The 15721-nt window shown below is 69.3% G+C and carries 12 protein-coding genes; 7 read left to right on the top strand and 5 right to left on the bottom strand.

From position 1 onward, the window contains the following. The first annotated feature begins 18 nt into the window (after positions 1-18). From ACGFY5_RS15760 to ACGFY5_RS15780, 5 genes are all read left to right on the top strand, one after another. Positions 19-3030 (top strand): efflux RND transporter permease subunit, encoded by a 3012-nt coding sequence (locus ACGFY5_RS15760; protein ID WP_392720330.1) that lies wholly within the window; start codon positions 19-21, stop codon positions 3028-3030. 5 nt (positions 3031-3035) lie between these two features. Beyond that, a complete protein-coding gene (locus tag ACGFY5_RS15765) occupies positions 3036-4028 on the top strand; it encodes a helix-turn-helix domain-containing protein (protein ID WP_392720528.1) in 993 nt (330 codons plus the stop codon). Between the two features lie 306 nt (positions 4029-4334). Continuing rightward, positions 4335-5114, top strand: coding sequence for an IclR family transcriptional regulator (locus tag ACGFY5_RS15770; protein ID WP_392720331.1), 780 nt, complete (start codon positions 4335-4337; stop codon positions 5112-5114). A gap of 25 nt (positions 5115-5139) precedes the next feature. Continuing rightward, positions 5140-6015, top strand: coding sequence for an alpha/beta fold hydrolase (locus ACGFY5_RS15775; RefSeq protein WP_392720529.1), 876 nt, complete (start codon positions 5140-5142; stop codon positions 6013-6015). 13 nt (positions 6016-6028) lie between these two features. Further along, positions 6029-7417: a FadR/GntR family transcriptional regulator gene (locus ACGFY5_RS15780; protein WP_392720332.1), complete on the top strand. Its 1389-nt coding sequence runs from the start codon at positions 6029-6031 to the stop codon at positions 7415-7417. A gap of 39 nt (positions 7418-7456) precedes the next feature. Here the strand turns inward: ACGFY5_RS15780 and ACGFY5_RS15785 are convergent, their stop codons facing one another. From ACGFY5_RS15785 to ACGFY5_RS15795, 3 genes are read right to left on the bottom strand one after another with little or no spacing between them, the layout of a single operon-like run. Next, positions 7457-9100, bottom strand: a complete 1644-nt coding sequence (locus tag ACGFY5_RS15785; protein ID WP_392720333.1) for an FAD-dependent oxidoreductase — start codon at positions 9098-9100, stop codon at positions 7457-7459. After that, positions 9100-10539 carry an SRPBCC family protein gene (locus tag ACGFY5_RS15790; protein WP_392720334.1) on the bottom strand — a complete coding sequence of 480 codons (1440 nt, stop codon included), beginning with the start codon at positions 10537-10539 and terminating at the stop codon, positions 9100-9102. The genes ACGFY5_RS15785 and ACGFY5_RS15790 overlap by 1 nt, the downstream gene beginning before the upstream one ends. A 35-nt stretch (positions 10540-10574) precedes the next feature. Further along, positions 10575-10862 carry a ferredoxin gene (locus tag ACGFY5_RS15795; RefSeq protein ID WP_392720335.1) on the bottom strand — a complete coding sequence of 96 codons (288 nt, stop codon included), beginning with the start codon at positions 10860-10862 and terminating at the stop codon, positions 10575-10577. A gap of 246 nt (positions 10863-11108) precedes the next feature. Between ACGFY5_RS15795 and ACGFY5_RS15800 the strand changes: the two genes are divergently transcribed. Together ACGFY5_RS15800 and ACGFY5_RS15805 are read left to right on the top strand one after the other, a co-directional pair. Next, the gene (locus ACGFY5_RS15800; RefSeq protein WP_392720336.1) at positions 11109-12554 is read left to right on the top strand and encodes an MFS transporter; all 1446 of its coding nucleotides are present in this window, start codon (positions 11109-11111) and stop codon (positions 12552-12554) included. Between the two features lie 66 nt (positions 12555-12620). Further along, a complete protein-coding gene (locus tag ACGFY5_RS15805; protein ID WP_392720337.1) occupies positions 12621-13601 on the top strand; it encodes an NAD(P)/FAD-dependent oxidoreductase in 981 nt (326 codons plus the stop codon). A 29-nt stretch (positions 13602-13630) separates the two neighbouring features. Here the strand turns inward: ACGFY5_RS15805 and ACGFY5_RS15810 are convergent, their stop codons facing one another. Next, positions 13631-15187 carry an FAD-dependent oxidoreductase gene (locus ACGFY5_RS15810; RefSeq protein WP_392720338.1) on the bottom strand — a complete coding sequence of 519 codons (1557 nt, stop codon included), beginning with the start codon at positions 15185-15187 and terminating at the stop codon, positions 13631-13633. Further along, positions 15184-15711 (bottom strand): VOC family protein, encoded by a 528-nt coding sequence (locus ACGFY5_RS15815; RefSeq protein ID WP_392720339.1) that lies wholly within the window; start codon positions 15709-15711, stop codon positions 15184-15186. Before ACGFY5_RS15815 ends, ACGFY5_RS15810 begins: the two co-directional genes overlap by 4 nt. Positions 15712-15721 lie beyond the last annotated feature (10 nt).

The following is a 15721-nucleotide window of genomic DNA, read 5'->3' on the forward strand; positions in this document are numbered from 1 at the left end:
CTCCGATCGAGGTCCCCGGTGTCTTTCCTCGCCCGAGCCAGTCTCGCGAACCGGAAGCTCGTGGCCATCGTCACGCTGCTGGTGGTCGTGTTCGGCGTCTACGTCACGACGACGCTGAAACAGCAGCTCATCCCGGATCTGGCCTTCCCCGCGGTCACGGTCGTCGCCCAGTACCCGGGTGCCTCCCCGGAGGTGGTGGACGAGCAGGTGGCGAAACCGATCGAGGGCGCGGTCCGCAGCCTCGACGGCCTCGACACGACCACGACGAGGTCGTCGCAGGGCTCAGCAGTCGTCTCGCTGTCCTTCGACTTCGACGTCGAGCCCGACGACGCGGCGAACGACGTCCAGCAGGCGCTGTCGAGGCTCACCGCCACGCTGCCCGCCGGGGTCGAGCCGCAGGTCCTCACCGGCGGTACCGCCGACCTGCCGACGATGGTGCTGGCCGCCAGCTCCGACGGCAACCAGCAGCGCCTCGCAGAGCGCTTGGCCACGTCGGTCGTCCCGGAGCTGAAGTCGGTACCGGGCGTCAACGACGTCGCGGTCTCCGGCGTCCGCAACCAGGTCGTGACCGTCACGCCCCGGAACAGCGCCGTGAGCACCCAGCCGATCGTCGAGGCACTCAACGCGCTCGCCGGGACGAATTCCGCCGGTTCGATCACGTCCGGCGGCACGAACGTCAGCCTGGCCGTCGGGACGTCGATCACGTCGCTGCCGCAGCTCCAGGCCCTCTGGCTCCGCACCGATCCCCCGGTCCAGCTGAAGGACGTCGCCGCGGTGACGCTGACCGACGCCCCGATCACGTCGATCACGTCGATCACCCGTACCGACGGGAAACCGAGCCTCGGCATCGCGATCACGATGGACCACGGTGGGAGCGCGGCCTCGATCTCCGACGGTGTCCGTGACGAACTGCCCGACCTGGAGCAGACATTGGGCGACGGCACGGCGCTGACCGTCCTGTCCGACAGCGGGCCGCCGGTGAAGAAGGCGGTCGACGGGCTGTTCGTCGAGGGCCTGCTCGGCCTGGCCATGGCGGTCCTGGTGATCGTCGCCTTCCTGCGGTCCGCCCGCTCCACGCTGGTCACCGCGCTGTCGATCCCACTGTCGCTCCTGGTCGCGCTGATCGGGCTCTGGGCCCGCGACTACTCGCTGAACCTGCTCACGCTGGGCGGTCTGACGATCGCGATCGGCCGGGTCGTCGACGACTCGATCGTCGTCCTCGAGAACATCAAGCGGCACCTGAGCTACGGCGAGGACCGGAAGCACGCGGTGGTCTCCGCGGTGGGCGAGGTAGCCGTCGCGGTCACGTCCTCCACCTTGACGACGGTGGCCGTGTTCCTGCCGATCGCGCTGGTCGGTGGCATCGTCGGGCAGATCTTCGCTCCGTTCGCGGTCACGGTGGTCGTCGCGCTGCTCGCCTCGCTGGTCGTCGCCCTCACCGTGATCCCGGTGCTGGCCTTCTGGTTCCTGCGGACCCCGAAGGGAGCTGCCCCGGTCTCCGAAGCCGACGAGCGCAACGGCCGGCTGCCGCGGACGTATCTGCCGGTGATCCACTGGGCCGTGCGGCGGCGCAAGACCGTCCTCGCCCTCGCTCTGGTTCTGCTGATCGCTACCGTGGGCATGATCCCGCTACTCAAGACCAACTTCCTCGGCGACTCCGGGGAGACCGGCCTGCGCATCACCCAGACGCTGCCGGCCGGCACCGACCTGGCCACCACCGACGCGGCCGCAGCGAAGGTGGAAAAGGCGATCGGCAGCGTTCCCGGGGTCGCGTCCTACCAGACCGTGGTCGGTTCCACGGGGAGCGGCCGGTCCGCCGCCGGCAGCAACACCGCGTCCTACACCGTCAACCTGACTGACGGCGCCGACGCGGGTGACGTCCGGAAAGACCTCGAGGACGAGCTCGACGGCGCCGGCGAACTGACGTTCGCCACGCCGGGCAGCGTCGGCGGCGGAGACATCGCGATCGTCGTGCACGCACCCGACGACACGACGCTCGCCGCGGCCACGAAGCAGATCCAGACCGCCCTGGAGGGCGTCTCGGAGGTCACCGACGTCCGGAGCGATCTGTCCGAGAGCTCGCCGCAGTTCAGCATCGTCGCCGACGGAGAAGCCGCGGCCCGCTACGGCCTGGCCGACACCACGATCGTCTCGGCGCTGCGCCAGGCGGTCGACGGTGTGACGGTCACGCAGGTTTCCCTGGACGGCGCGCCGCGAGACGTCGTCGTCAGGTCGGTCACCGCCGCACCGCACAGCCTCGCGCAGGTTCGGGCGCTGACGGTCCCGACCGCCACCGGACCCGTCCGGCTCGACCGGGTCGCGACCGTGACCCAGGTGGACGGTCCGGTGCAGATCACCAGCACCGACGGGTCGCACACCCACACGGTGTCGGCCACCCCGGTCGGGGACGACACCGGCCGGGCCGGCGCCGCGGTCGACGCCGCGGTCGCGAAGCTGACGCTGCCGCGCGGGGCGACGACCGAGACCGGTGGAGTCTCCGCGAATCAGAGCGACGCGTTCTCGCAGCTGATCTTGGCCGTCCTCGCCGCAGTGGCGCTGGTGTTCATCGTGCTGATCACGGTGTTCCGGAGTATCCGGCAGACCCTCGTGCTGCTCGTCTCGATCCCGTTCGCCTTCGTGGGCGCGTTCACTGCGCTGCTGGTCACCGGCACGCCGCTCGGGTTGGCGTCCCTGATCGGCATCCTGATGCTGATCGGCATCGTCGTCACCAACGCGATCGTGCTGATGGACCGGGTCAATCAGTACCGCGAGCAGGGCCTGAGCGTGTCGGACGCGGTCGTGGAGGGCGGCTTGCGGCGCCTGCGCCCGATCCTGATGACCGCGCTGGCCACGATCTTCGCGCTGGTCCCGATGGCGCTCGGCCTCACGGACGCGGGTGGCTTCATCTCGCAACCGCTGGCCGTGGTCGTGATCGGCGGCCTGCTGTCGTCGACGCTGCTGACCCTGGTGCTGATCCCGGTGCTCTACACGATGGTGGAGACCCGCCGCCCGCACAGCAACGGAGCGTGATCACGATGCTTCCGGATGACGCTCCCCTGCGGTTCCACCACAGCTGCACGCTGACGCTAAAGAGTATCCTCTATATTCGCCAGGTGGCCCGACCTGCACCAGCCTCCGCGCGGGCGGCGGGCATCATCGCGTTCCTCACCGCACACCCCTCGCGCGGTTTCACGATCAGCGAGCTGGTCACGCATCTGAGCCTGAACATCGCGTCCGCCCATGCCACGCTCGCGGTGCTGGATGAGGTCGGGTTCGTGGTGCGCGATCCGGTGCACCGGACCTACCGGCTGGGGCCCGCACTCGCCGCCACCGGGTTCGCCGTACTCGAACAACACCCGGCGATCCCGGCCGCCATCGAGCAGGCCGAGATCCTGGCCGGCGAACTCGGCGTCGAAGCCACCGTCACCGCGGTCGCGGGCCGGGACGTCATCTTCCTCGCCCGCCGCGGCCCGGTACCGCGCTCACCCGGAGTCGGCTATCCCGGCGACCGGTCACCGCTGCTGGCGCCGATCGGCGCCGTGTTCATGGCCTGGGCAGCGGAGAAAGACGTCGCCGCCTGGTTGGATCGGGCCGGCGCCTCCGGACCGCTGGCCGCCTTTTACCGCTCGATCCTGGCCGAAGCCCGGGCCCGGGGTTACACGGTGCCGATGCCCGCCATCGCCGCGCCCGCCGCGATCGCCGCGGTCAAGCGCGTACGCGCCGACCCGGGCGACGAGGCCGCCGAGCGGCACCTGGCCGATGTCCTGCTGAAATCCGAGGACACGCTGTTGCCGCTGGACGGCGTGCCGGCAGCGCAGGAAATCGTGTTCGAGACGCTCGCCGCGCCGATCTTCGACCCGATCGGCCGTGCGCTCCTCTCGCTGTGCCTCACCGGTCCGGAGCACCCGGTGCCGGTCGAACAGGTTCTGGCGTACGGCCGGCGGCTGGTCCAGGCTGCGACGATCGCGACCCGCCAGGCCCGTGGACGGGCTCCCGGCGACGAATCGCCGTTCGGACCCACGGCCTGAACCGCACCGTCCAACAAAGAGCTGAATCAGTTAAATTTTTAGTAGCATCGGTACCAATGCCGCAGAACACTGCAGCTCAGCGACGGGTCGGGCCATCGACTCTTGACAGCCCGCCCGACCGGTGTGACGCTCCTTACAGGGCACTGATTTCTAAAGGATTTCGTCCCCGACGCGTTGACGTAAGCCGTATGTCCTGGCGAGCAGCGAACACAGGATGGCAACAGGGTCCCGAACTGAGAGGCGGCAGCCGTGTTAGTTGGATCGATAACGCCATCGGCCCCCAGCGGCCCGGCACCGCGCGACTGCATGCTCAGCCCGGCCACGAGTAGTCCCGAACGCACGGTCCTGGGCCGGGTCGCCTCCGTCCTGGAGGCCTTCGACGAAGGTCACGAGGTCCTGAGCCTCAGCGAGCTGTACAAGCTCACCGGCTTGCCCAAATCAACTCTCCACCGCCTGGCCGACCAGCTCTGCCAGGTCGGCTGGATCGAGCGCGACCCCGGCGGCTATCGCGTCGGCATGCGGCTGTTCGAGCTCGGCAACCTCGCCGTCGAAGGGAAGCGGCTGCAGGAGGCCGCGTTCCCGCACCTCCAAGCGCTCGCCGCGAAGACCGGTATGGCCGCGCAACTCGGCATCCTCGACCAGACCGAGGTCGTCTACCTCGAGCGCATCGGCGGTGGCTCGTTCCGGCTGCCGACCCGGCGCGGCGGCCGCAAGCCCGCCTACTGCACCGCGCTGGGCAAGGCGATGATCGCGTTCGACGAGGAGGCGATCCAGACTGTCGTCACCGCGGAGATGCCCAGGAAGACCGCGAACACGATCACCGAGCCCGGCGCCCTCCGCTCGGAGCTCGGCAAGGTCCGCGAGTTCGGCGTCGCGTTCGACCGGGGCGAGGCCTACGAGGAGTTCGTCTGCGTGGCGACGCCGATCCGTAACGCCGGCCGCACGCTCGGAGCCGTGTCGGTCACCGGCCCGGCCGGTCGGATGCGCTGGGGCATGGCGAGCGAGGCCGTCCGCAGCACCGCGGCCGCGATCTGGAACGCGAACTTCAGCGTCGACTTCCGGGCCGTCGGCTCCGTCCGCCCGTAACACCGCTGAGAAGGGAACGAGCTCGCTGATGAGCGAACTGACGCACGACAGCACGCGCCGGATCTTGGACACGCCGCGAGGGCCGCTGCACTATCACGAGGCTGGCGACGGCCCGCCGCTGCTGCTGCTGCACGGCTCGGGCCCCGGGGTCAGCGGCTGGGCGAACTTCGGGAACAACCTGCCGGTGTTCGCCGAGCACTTCCGCACGTTCGTTCTCGACTTCCCGGGCTTCGGCAAGAGCTACTCGTCCGAGACCAGTCCGATGCTCGCCGCGTTACCCTCCGTGCTCGACTTCCTCGACGGTATCGACGTCGGTCCGCTCCCGGTCCTCGGGAATTCGATGGGCGGCATGATCGCCGCCCGGCTGGCGTCCGGTTACCCGGAGCGGGTGACCAGGCTCGTCACGATCGGCGGTATCGGCCTCCCGCTCTTCAGCCCGTCGCCGCCGGAAGGCATCAAACTGCTCGTGCAGTTCGTCGAGGACCCCACCCGCGAGCGGCTCCTCGCCTGGATGGAGTCGATGGTCTACGACACCAAGATCCTGACCGACGAGTTCGTCGAGATGCGGTGGCAGTCGGCGTCCGACCCGGCCGCACTGGCCGACGTCCGGCGGATGTTCAGCTCTCAGTCGCTGGCCGCCATGGGCAAGCCGGCGGCCATGGCCGCCGAGTCGCTCGGCATGCTGACCCGGATCGAGGCGCCAACGCTGATCACGTTCGGCCGCGACGACCGGGTGACGCCGCTGGACAGCTCGATCGTCGCGATGCGCTACATCAAGCGGTGCGAGCTGCACGTCTTCTACGACTGCGGGCACTGGGCGATGATCGAACGCAAGGACGAGTTCGAGGACACCGTCCTCTCGTTCCTGCTGCGCGACGTCAAGCCGGCCGTGGCCGTCTAAGTAGACTTGATTGATGACCATCGCCGAAGGCATCGAGCGCTCTTCGGCGGTGCCGGAGACACTCGCGCCGCAGGTCGCACGACAGCTCGAAATCGAGATCATGCAGCGGGGCTGGCCGGTCGGGCAGCTGCTGGGGTCCGAGACGGAGCTCCGGGAACGGTTCGGGGTCTCCCGTTCGGTGCTGCGGGAGGCGATCCGGCTGCTCGAGAATCAGCGGATCGCCCGCATGCGGCGCGGGCCCGGCGGCGGGCTCGTGGTGCACGCCCCGGAGCCCTCGACGGTCACGCGTGCGCTTGTGATCTATCTGGAGTACCTCGGCACCAGCACCGAGGACCTCCTCGGCGCCCGCCTCCTGCTCGAGCCGCTCGCCGTCCGGCTGGCCACGGAGCGGGTGACCGAAGATGATATCGCCGAGCTGCGAGCGGCCATCGAGGACGAGCAATCCGCGGACCACGGGTTTCACGTGCTAGTGGGCCAGTTTTCGGGCAACACCGTACTGCGGCTGTTCACCGAGGTTCTCGCCGGGCTGACGGCCCAGTACTCCCGGGTCGACCGGCGGACGTCCCGCACGGCGATCCGCGCGGATTCGGCGCTCCGGCATCGCGATATCGTCGACGCGATGCTCGCCGGCGACGCGGCGTCCGCGCAGATCCGGATGATCGCGCATCTTGAGGAGATCGAGGCCTGGCTGCTGGCCAACCGGCCGAGGACGACGTCCCGGATGCGAACCCGGCCCGTCGACCCTCATCCGGACATCGATCCGAATCGCAAGCGCGCCGAGGTGCTCGCCGGCCTCATCCACGACGACATCGCCGACGGGGAACGCCAGGTCGGCGACGTTTTCGGGTCGGAGACCGACCTGCTGGCTCGCTACCGGGTCAGCCGGGCCGTGCTCCGCGAGGCGGTGCGGATCCTGGAGCACCACAGTGTCGCGCAGATGCGTCGCGGCCACGGTGGTGGGCTGGTCATCCTGGCGCCCGACCCGGCCGCGAGCATCCATTTGATGGCGCTCTACCTCAACTACCGGGGTCTGCGCGCCGAGCACCTGGTGTCGGTCCGTGAGGTCCTCGAACTGGGCTGCATCCGGGCCGCCACCACGGTGGCCCGCACCCCAGAGGGGTCGGCCCGGCTGCGCAGCGCGCTCGCCCGCGACGACGGCGAGGTCTTCCACACCGAACTCGCGGAGCTGGCCGGCAACCCGGTGTTGTCCCTGTTCCTCCGCATCACGACGGAACTCTGGGCCGACCAGGGCTGCGTCGATCTGTCGCCGGGAACGACCGACACCACCGGGGTCGGTGGCGTGCACGAGGCGATCCTGGAGGCCATAGTGGCTGGCGACGAAGGGCTCGCCCAGCACCGCATGCGTCGCCACCTGCGGAAAGTCGCCCTAGAACGACCGTAGGCCCGGCCCGTGAAACGGGCCAGGCCAGGTCGGAACGGATCAGCCGATGTCGCGGGACGCCTGACGGGCCACGTGTCGACCGGCCCGGTACCCCATCGTCACGCTGGAGCCGATGCACGCTCCCCCGCCCGGATACGTCGACCCGAGCACCGCGGCGGACGTGTTACCGGCCGCGTAGAGCCCCTCGATGATCGGCACCCGGTTACCCAGCACCCGGGCGTCAGCGTCGATCCGGAGCCCACCGTTGGTGCCGAGCGTGCCCGGCCACTGCTGGATCGCCCCGTAGGGCGGCCCGGCGATCGGCGCGATGTTGACGTTGTCCGGCCCGGTGAGGACGTGCGTCTGGAGCGGGTCGGCCCAGTCCGGGTCCTCGCCCTTCTCGGCATACAGGTTGTAACGGTCGACGGTTTCCTGGAGCGCCGCGGCGTCGATTCCCATCTTCGAGGCCAATTCCGCGATCGACTCGGCGACGGCCAGGAATTCCGGCGCCTCCTGTCCGTCCGGGCCGGTCAATTTCAGTTCGATTCCCGGTTTTGCCCCCATGATTCCTTCGGACAGGTGCCGGGCTCCGAAAATCACCCACGCCGGCGGCTTGTTCGGGAATCCCGGAAGCCGTTGATCGAATTCATTGAACGGGGCCGAGAAATCGTTGTACGTGTAACCGCCGTGCATGAACCGACGACCCGACTGGTTGACGATGATCGAACCCGCGCCCAGCCCCATGAGCATCTGCGGGAGCGGATTTCCGTCCCGGCCCTTCTCGAACGGCTCGTAGATCACGCCGTAGCTGAAGAAGCTGTTCATGGCCCCGAGCTTGGCGCCGACCTCCATCGCCATCAGGTGGCCGTCTCCGGTGTTCGACCACGGCGTCATCGGCTTGACCTCGTACCCGATGAACGTCTTGACCATCTCGGCGTTCCACTCGAAGCCACCGCAGGCCAATACGACGCCCTTCCGGGCCCCGAGCAGGCGTCCCTCGCCGACCTCGACTCCGATGACCGCGCCGGAATCGTCGGTGATCAACCGCCGGGCCGGCGTCTCGTTGCGTACCTCGACGCCCCGGTCCAGTAACGCCTTGACCAGCGGCGCGATCAGGCCACCGCCCTTGGCCCGCCAGCCCTCCCGCTGCCGCTTCGCCAGTTCCTCGTCGCTGACCCCACCGCGGCGCAGCTCCGGGAAGCTGACCTCGGCCGGCGGCACCCACGGTCCCCGGTTGATGAGCTCGGCCAGCTCACCCAGCTCGGCCCCGGCCGGATACGGCTTCACCGAGACCGAGCGGGGGAAGTGCCGGACGCCGGGGATCCGGTCGCCGATCACCGAGTAGTAGTCGTCCAGCTGCAGGTGCGGCTCGGACTCGTACCCGGTGTGCGCCTCCAGGTAGTCCAGGGCTTCCGGGGCGGTGTCGACGTACGTCTCGATCAGCGACGGATCGGACGCCCGTCCGTCGGAGAGCGCGGTGATGTATGCAATCGCGTCCTCGCGGGTGTCCTTGCCCGCGATGTGGTGGTTGTTCGGGATCCACATGTCCCCGCCGGAGACCGCGGTCGTTCCGCCGATGAAGTGGTCCTTCTCCACGACGACGACGCTCGCGCCGCCGTCCCGGGCCAGCAGCGCGGAGGTCAGCGCACCACCGCCGCTACCCACGACGACGACATCGAAGACCTCGTCCCAGTTCCGGGTCATCAGTCGGCCCAGATGAAGCGGTCGGCGACCCGGTGGTGGTTGTAGATCGTCATCTCCTGCTCCTCGGACAGGCGGTGCCCGTCGAAGCTCGGAGAGTGCATGCCGACCGTGACCTCCTTGGCGTTGGCCAGGTCCTGGTTGAAGACCTCGCCCAGGTCGGCGTCCTTCCAGTCGTCGAAGTACTCGGGCTGGAAGTTCCGCTTCTTGTCGTAGTCGGCGATCGGGATCAGGTCGAGGCTGCCGATCTCGAACAGGCAGCTGTCCGGGTCGTTGCCGTTCGGCCGGGCCCGATACATGAACATCGAGCCCTGGTTGGGCAGCAGGATCGTGTTCGGGAAGACGTTCCACGCCGTGCCGGCCTCGGCCCACTGCTGAGCCGAGATGTCGGGCCAGTCGTACCCCTCGGCGAGGGACAGCTGCCGGTAGATCTCCAGGTAGTGCTGGCCGGCGCTGACGCCCTCGGGCACGTCCGCGGTCTTCAGCGCCTCGGCCGCCCGCCAGCTCCGCTCGTTCTCCAGGCCACGCATGTCGTCCTGGATGTACTGCACGCTCAGCGCGACGGCGAGGCGCTCGTCGACGACGCCCTCGGTCCCCCGGTCGGTCGGGTCCTTGGCCGCCGCGCTCTGCTCGACGGTCTTCTTCTTGCCGACGGCCGAGTAGTGCGCGTGCCGCTCGTAGGTGGTCGTCGGCGCCCAGATGCGCTCCTCGATCTCCGCGAGCGAGGCGATGTTCGTGTTGGTCTTGTCGAATCGGTGCAGCTGGGGGTGGGTGCCGATGACGTGGTAGGCCTCGAGGAAGCCGTCGAGCGCGGTCTTCCAGTTGCACGGCAGGATGACGCCCTTGAGCCACCGGTACCGCATGTGCTCCAGGTTGAACGGCTCGAAGATCCGCGGGATCGGGTCGAGGTAGTCCAGCAGCGGGACCGCGTTCGGGTCCATGTTGATGAAGACGAAGCCGCCCCAGAGCTCGGCCCGCACCGGCACCAGACCCAGGTCGTCGTCCGACCTCGGTACGAACTCCTCGCGGTCGAGGACGAGCCGGATCGAACCGTCGAGGTTCCAGCGCCAGCCGTGGAACGGGCAGATCAGCGAGCCGACGCGACCCCGGCCCCGGGCCAGACGCGTACCGCGATGGCGGCACGCGTTGTGGTACGCGCGGATCGACGTCTTGGATTCGCGCACGATGAGGATCGAGTACGAGCCGATCTCGTACTCGATGAAGTTCCCGACGCCCTGCAGCTCCTCGACGCGGCAGGCCATCAGCCAGGTCCGCTTGAACATCTTGTCCAGCTCCAGCTGGAGGAACTCCTGGTCGAGGTAGCGGCTCTTGGGCACGAAGGCCCGCTGAAGCCGGAACTTCTCCGGTACCAACTCGGGCGGGATGTCACCCTTGAACCAGGGAGTCTTGCCACGCAGGCTGGGTTCAAGAACCACGGACACCGAGAATCACTCCTTGTTCGACTCTGAACGGGCGGTCAGCCGGCGTCGGGGCCGGCGACCTCGGCCCCGTCCGTGCGCCGCACCACGTGGATGCAGTTGCCCGGGCACTCGTCGGCGGCGTCGATCACGTCGAGGCGCAGCCGGTTCGACACATCGGCGGCCGCGCGATCCGCGGTCAGCAGATCGCCTTCCGGCTCCTGCTTGACGTAAGCCAGCCCGTCCCCACCGAATTCGAAGACGTCCGGCGCGAACTGCACGCACAAACCATCACCGGTGCAGAGCTTCTGATCGATCCACACGCGTACTTCTTCGTCGTCGCTCATCAGATTTTCCTCCGCGGGATACCCGCTCGTCTAGCGCCGGAATTGACTCTCTCCCGCTCGTCGACCGGCGTCCATCGCTCGTTCCACTAAACGGAATCGGCTGTGACGGAGCAGTTCTGGGCGCTCATATGCTGCCCCCGCTGCCGGCGCCACTCCGATCGCGCCGAGAGACCCCGGAGGGCTCCAATGACGGAACCAGCTACCGATCAGGGCTGGACGGCCAGACTCGTCCTGTCAACTCTCTTCATGGCTCTGGTGCTCGAGGCACTGGGGCTGGCCGCCACGATGATCGCCATCGCACTCCCGAGCGTCCTCGAGGAATTCCCGACCACCCAGGGCGGCTGGCTCACCACCGTCTACTTCCTCGTCGGCGCCATCGCCGCCCCGCTGCTCGGCAAGGCCGCCGACCTCTACGGCAAGCGCCGGATCCTGACGATCGCGGTCCTCGTCTCCGCCGCCGGCGCGCTGATCTGCGCCCTGGCCCCCAGCTTCGGCGTGCTGGTCGTGGGCCGGACGCTGCAGGGCGTCATCCTCGCGACGCTGTCGCTCATCCCGTCGCTGATCCGGGACGTGTTCCCGCCCAGACAGGCGGCGCTCGGCGCGAGCCTGGTGGTCACCGGGATGGGCGCGTTCTCGGTAGCGGCGCCGTTCATCATCGGCTACCTGATCGACCACGTCGGCTTCCGCGGCCTGTTCGGCTTCGACGCCGCGTACTCCCTGCTCCTGGCCATCGGCATCCGGCTGACGACAAGGGAATCCACCCAGCGCAAGGAGGCGCGTCCGGACGTTCTCGGCGGCCTGCTGCTGGCCGGCGGCATCGTCGCTCTGCTGCTCTACGTGAGCCAGGGCAACAACTGGGGATGGCTCTCCGGCACCGGCATCGGGCTGATAGTGGCCAGCGTCGTCCTTCTCGCGCTGTTCTTCCGGCGGACGCTCTCGGTGCCCGAGCCGATCGTCAAGCTCTCGCTGTTCCGGCGGCGCCAGCTGGTGTTCGTGGCCGGCTGCGGTGCCATCGCCTACGCGGTGTCGGCCTGTACGTTCCAGGTCATCCCGCTGCTGGCGCTCACCCCGCGGATCGCCGGGCAGACCTACGGGCTCGGCCTGACCACCACGGAGTACGCCCAGATCGCGACCCCGCAGGCGATCGTCTCCGTCGCGTGTGGACTGCTCATCGGGTTCCTGGTTTCCCGCGGCCGCAACGCCCGGGTGTTCTTCACACTCGGCCTCGTGGCCTGGGCGATCGGCATGCCACTGCTGGCCTTCTGGAACGACAGCTTCTACCAGGTCGTGATCGGCGCGATGGTGGTCGGCGCCGGTGGCGGTCTGACCGTCGCCGCCGTGCCGAACCTGGTCATGCGGGCCACGCCGGCCGGCGACCAGGGCTCGACCGCCGGTACGGTCCAGCTCTGCCAGACCGGGCTCTCGTCGATCCTGCCGGTGATCATGTTCTCGGTGTTCGCCCAGCACGCCACCGTCACCACCGGCGGGGTCCTCTACCAGGAGACCGGCTTCCGGACCTGGATGGTGATCGCGTCCGTGCTCGTACTGGTGACGCTGGTCATCGGTTCGACCGTCCTGCGGGAGCGCAAGGGACGGACCGTCGAGGAGTTCTCCGTCGACGAGCGGATCCCGGCGGTGGCGACCGTCGCCGCCGGTGACGGCGGAGCCACCGCCGTCGCGCAGGAAGTCTGAGCACCCGACTCCCTCGGGCGCCCCGCCACCGGCGGGGCGCCCCCTTATCTGCGAGGAGGTCGGTCCATGGCCGACACCGTCACCACTGACATCCTGATCGTCGGCGCCGGCCCGGTCGGGTTGTACGGCGCCTACTGCGCGGGTTTCCGCGGGCTGAGCGCCGTGCTCGTCGACGCGCTGCCCGCCTGCGGCGGCCAGATCACCGCGCTCTATCCGGAGAAGCAGATCCGCGACATCGCCGCCGTTCCCGGCGCTCGCGGTCGCGACGTCGTCGACGCTCTCAAACTGCAGGCGGACGCCTACCAGCCGACGTATCTACTCGGCCGGCAGGCCGTCGGGCTGACTCACTCCTCCGAGGGGCGCCCGCAGGTCACGCTCTCGGACGGCACGACGATCGACGCCGGTGCGGTGATCCTGACCGCGGGTATCGGGACGTTCACCCCCCGCACGCTGCCGGCCGGCGAAGAGCTGCTGGGTCGTGGGCTGAGCTACTTCGTCCCCGACCCCAGCGTCCATGCCGACCAGGACGTGCTGGTCGTCGGCGGCGGCGACAGCGCGGTCGACTGGGCGCTCGCCCTGCACCCGATCGCCCGCTCGGTCACGCTCGTGCACCGCCGCGGATCGTTCCGCGCCCACGCGGCGAGCGTCCGCGAGGTACTCGAGTGTGGCGTCGGGATCGTCACGAACGCGCAGGTGTCGGCCCTGATCGGCGAGGAACGGCTGCACGAGGCCCACGTCCGGGTGGACGGCGAAGACGATGTCCGCGTGCTCAAGGTCGACGCCTGCGTCGCCGCGCTCGGCTTCATCAGCAATCTCGGGCCGCTGGCCGACTGGGGCGTCGAGCTGGAGCGCCGGACGATCGTGGTCGACACCCGGATGCGCACCACCGTGGACCGGGTGTTCGCGGCCGGCGACATCACGGCCTACGCGGGCAAGGTCCGACTGATGTCGGTCGGCTTCGGCGAGGTCGCGACCGCGGTCAACAACGCGGCCGTGACGATGGACCCCAGCCTGTCGCTGTTCCCGGGCCACTCGTCGGAGGGCTGATCGGTGGGGCCTCACGGGGCCCCACCGCACTACTGCTGCGCCAGGTCCACGGCGGCGAGGTACGAGAACACCATCGACGAGCCGATCGGGCCGCCGGCACCGGGGTAGATCCGGCCGGTCGCCGGGGCCATCGTGTTCCCCGACGCGTACAGACCGCCGATCACCGAGCCGTCCGGCCGCAGCACGCGAGCAGCGGCGTCGGTGACCAGGCCGCCCTTCGTCCCGAGGTCGGAGAGCACGATCTTCGCCGCGTAGAACGGTCCCCGGTCGAGGACGCCCAGACATGGGTTCGGGCCGTCGGTGTGCGGCCCGGCCAGGTACTCGATCGTCCGGTCCCACGGGGCCTCGCCCCGATGGAACTGTTCGTCCACGCCGCTGCGCGCGTACCCGTTGAACTCCTCGACGGTCTTGGTCAGCACGCCGGCCGGCAGGCCGATCCGCTCGGCCAGTTCCTCGAGGGTGTCGGCCCGCTCCAGCACCCCCGCCGCCAGGAACCTCTCGACGTCGAACCAGCCCGGGACGTCGGGCCCGACCGGCAGCGCGGCGAACGCCCGCTCATTGTCGATCTGCCGCTGGTCGAAGATCCAGTGCGTGGACGCTTCCTGCCCCGCCCGCCGCATCTCGTGGCCGGCGCGGTCGTACGGCAGCCGCTCGTTGAGGTAGCGCTGACCGTCCGCGCCGACCCAGATGCCGCTCCAGACCGTCGTGTAGAACACCGGCCGGGTGCCGGGTACCACGAGCCCCGGCGCGAACCAGGCCTCGTCGAGCAGGCTGGTGTCGGCGCCGATCTCCAGGCCGGCGAGCAGCGCGTCGCCGGTGTTGCCCTCGCAGCCCTGGGTCCATTCGTCGGTGAGGCCGGGCTGGTATCGGGCACGTAGCTCGGCGTTGCGCTCGAACCCGCCCGACGCGAGGATGACGCCCTTCTCGGCGCGGATCGTGACCCGCTCCCCCTCGCTCAGCGCCTCGATCCCGACCACCCTGCCGTCCTCAACCAGCAGCCGCTCCAGCGCGGTGTTCGTCCGCACCGAGCCGTTGCCGGTCTCCAGGAACGCCAGCAGCGCCCGGGCGATGAGCGCCTGCCCGCCGACCATCATCGGCGGGACGTCGACGCCCCACCGCTCGGTCCACAGCGGACGGCGGAGCAGCGGCTCCAGATTGCGCAACTCGGACCGGTTGAGGTCCGGCGGAAAGATCGTCCGTCCCTGGGCGAGCGCCCCCGGGGCGTCGGCGAAGTAGTCCGGCACGCCCAGCCACTGGAACCATTGGAACCAGTGGTTCTGCTCGAGTTCTTCGATCATTACCGGGCCGCCCTGCAGGAAGGCTTCCCGCAGCACGGCCGGGGCGTCGTCGCCGACGAGAGCGTCGAGATACGGACGCGCCGCCTCAGGGCTGTCCTCGACCCCGGCCCGGAGCTCGGCCGCGTTGCCCGGCAGCCAGATCCCGGCGCCGGAGTAGGCAGTCGTACCACCGAGGAACTCGGTCTTCTCGATCACCAGCGTGCGCAGCCCGCGGGACGCGGCGGTGTAGGCGCCGATCAGCCCGGCGCCGGAGCCCACGACCACGACGTCGTAGCTCTCCCCGGTCATGCGTTCGACAGCGCTTCGAGAGCGTCGAACGGCGAGTTGCCCTCGCCCGAGTACTCCATGATCTCGACGAAGTGCCCGAGCTCGGCCGTCAGATCCAGATAGCCGAAGCGGATCGGGCCGCTGCGCCCGAACTGCGCCCAGGCCTTGCCGCTCGCCTCCACGACCGCCGTGGCCTCGTCGAAGTCGTCGACCGTGAACGCCACGTGGTGGAGCGTCGCGGGCACGCCCGGCCGGACCGCGCCGCGGTAGAGATCGACCGACCCCCCGACCGGCCGGATGATCTCGAGGTTGGTCGGTCCGGCGTTGACCAGGGCGACGTCGATGGTCCACTCGTCGGCAAGTTCGCCGCCGACCACCACGAAGTCCGACTCCCCGGGCCGGCCGCCGCCCAGCGACGACTTGTAATGCTTGACGACCTCGACCGTGCCGAGGGTCGATTCGAGATAGGTCGCGGCCACGTCGATGTCGTCCGTCACGTAGCCCAGCTGCAGGAAATTGCGGAAGAGGTCGCTCAACGATCGCATTCAGTTATCT

The organism is Cryptosporangium sp. NPDC048952, assembly GCF_043197895.1.
GTDB lineage: Bacteria > Actinomycetota > Actinomycetes > Mycobacteriales > Cryptosporangiaceae > Cryptosporangium.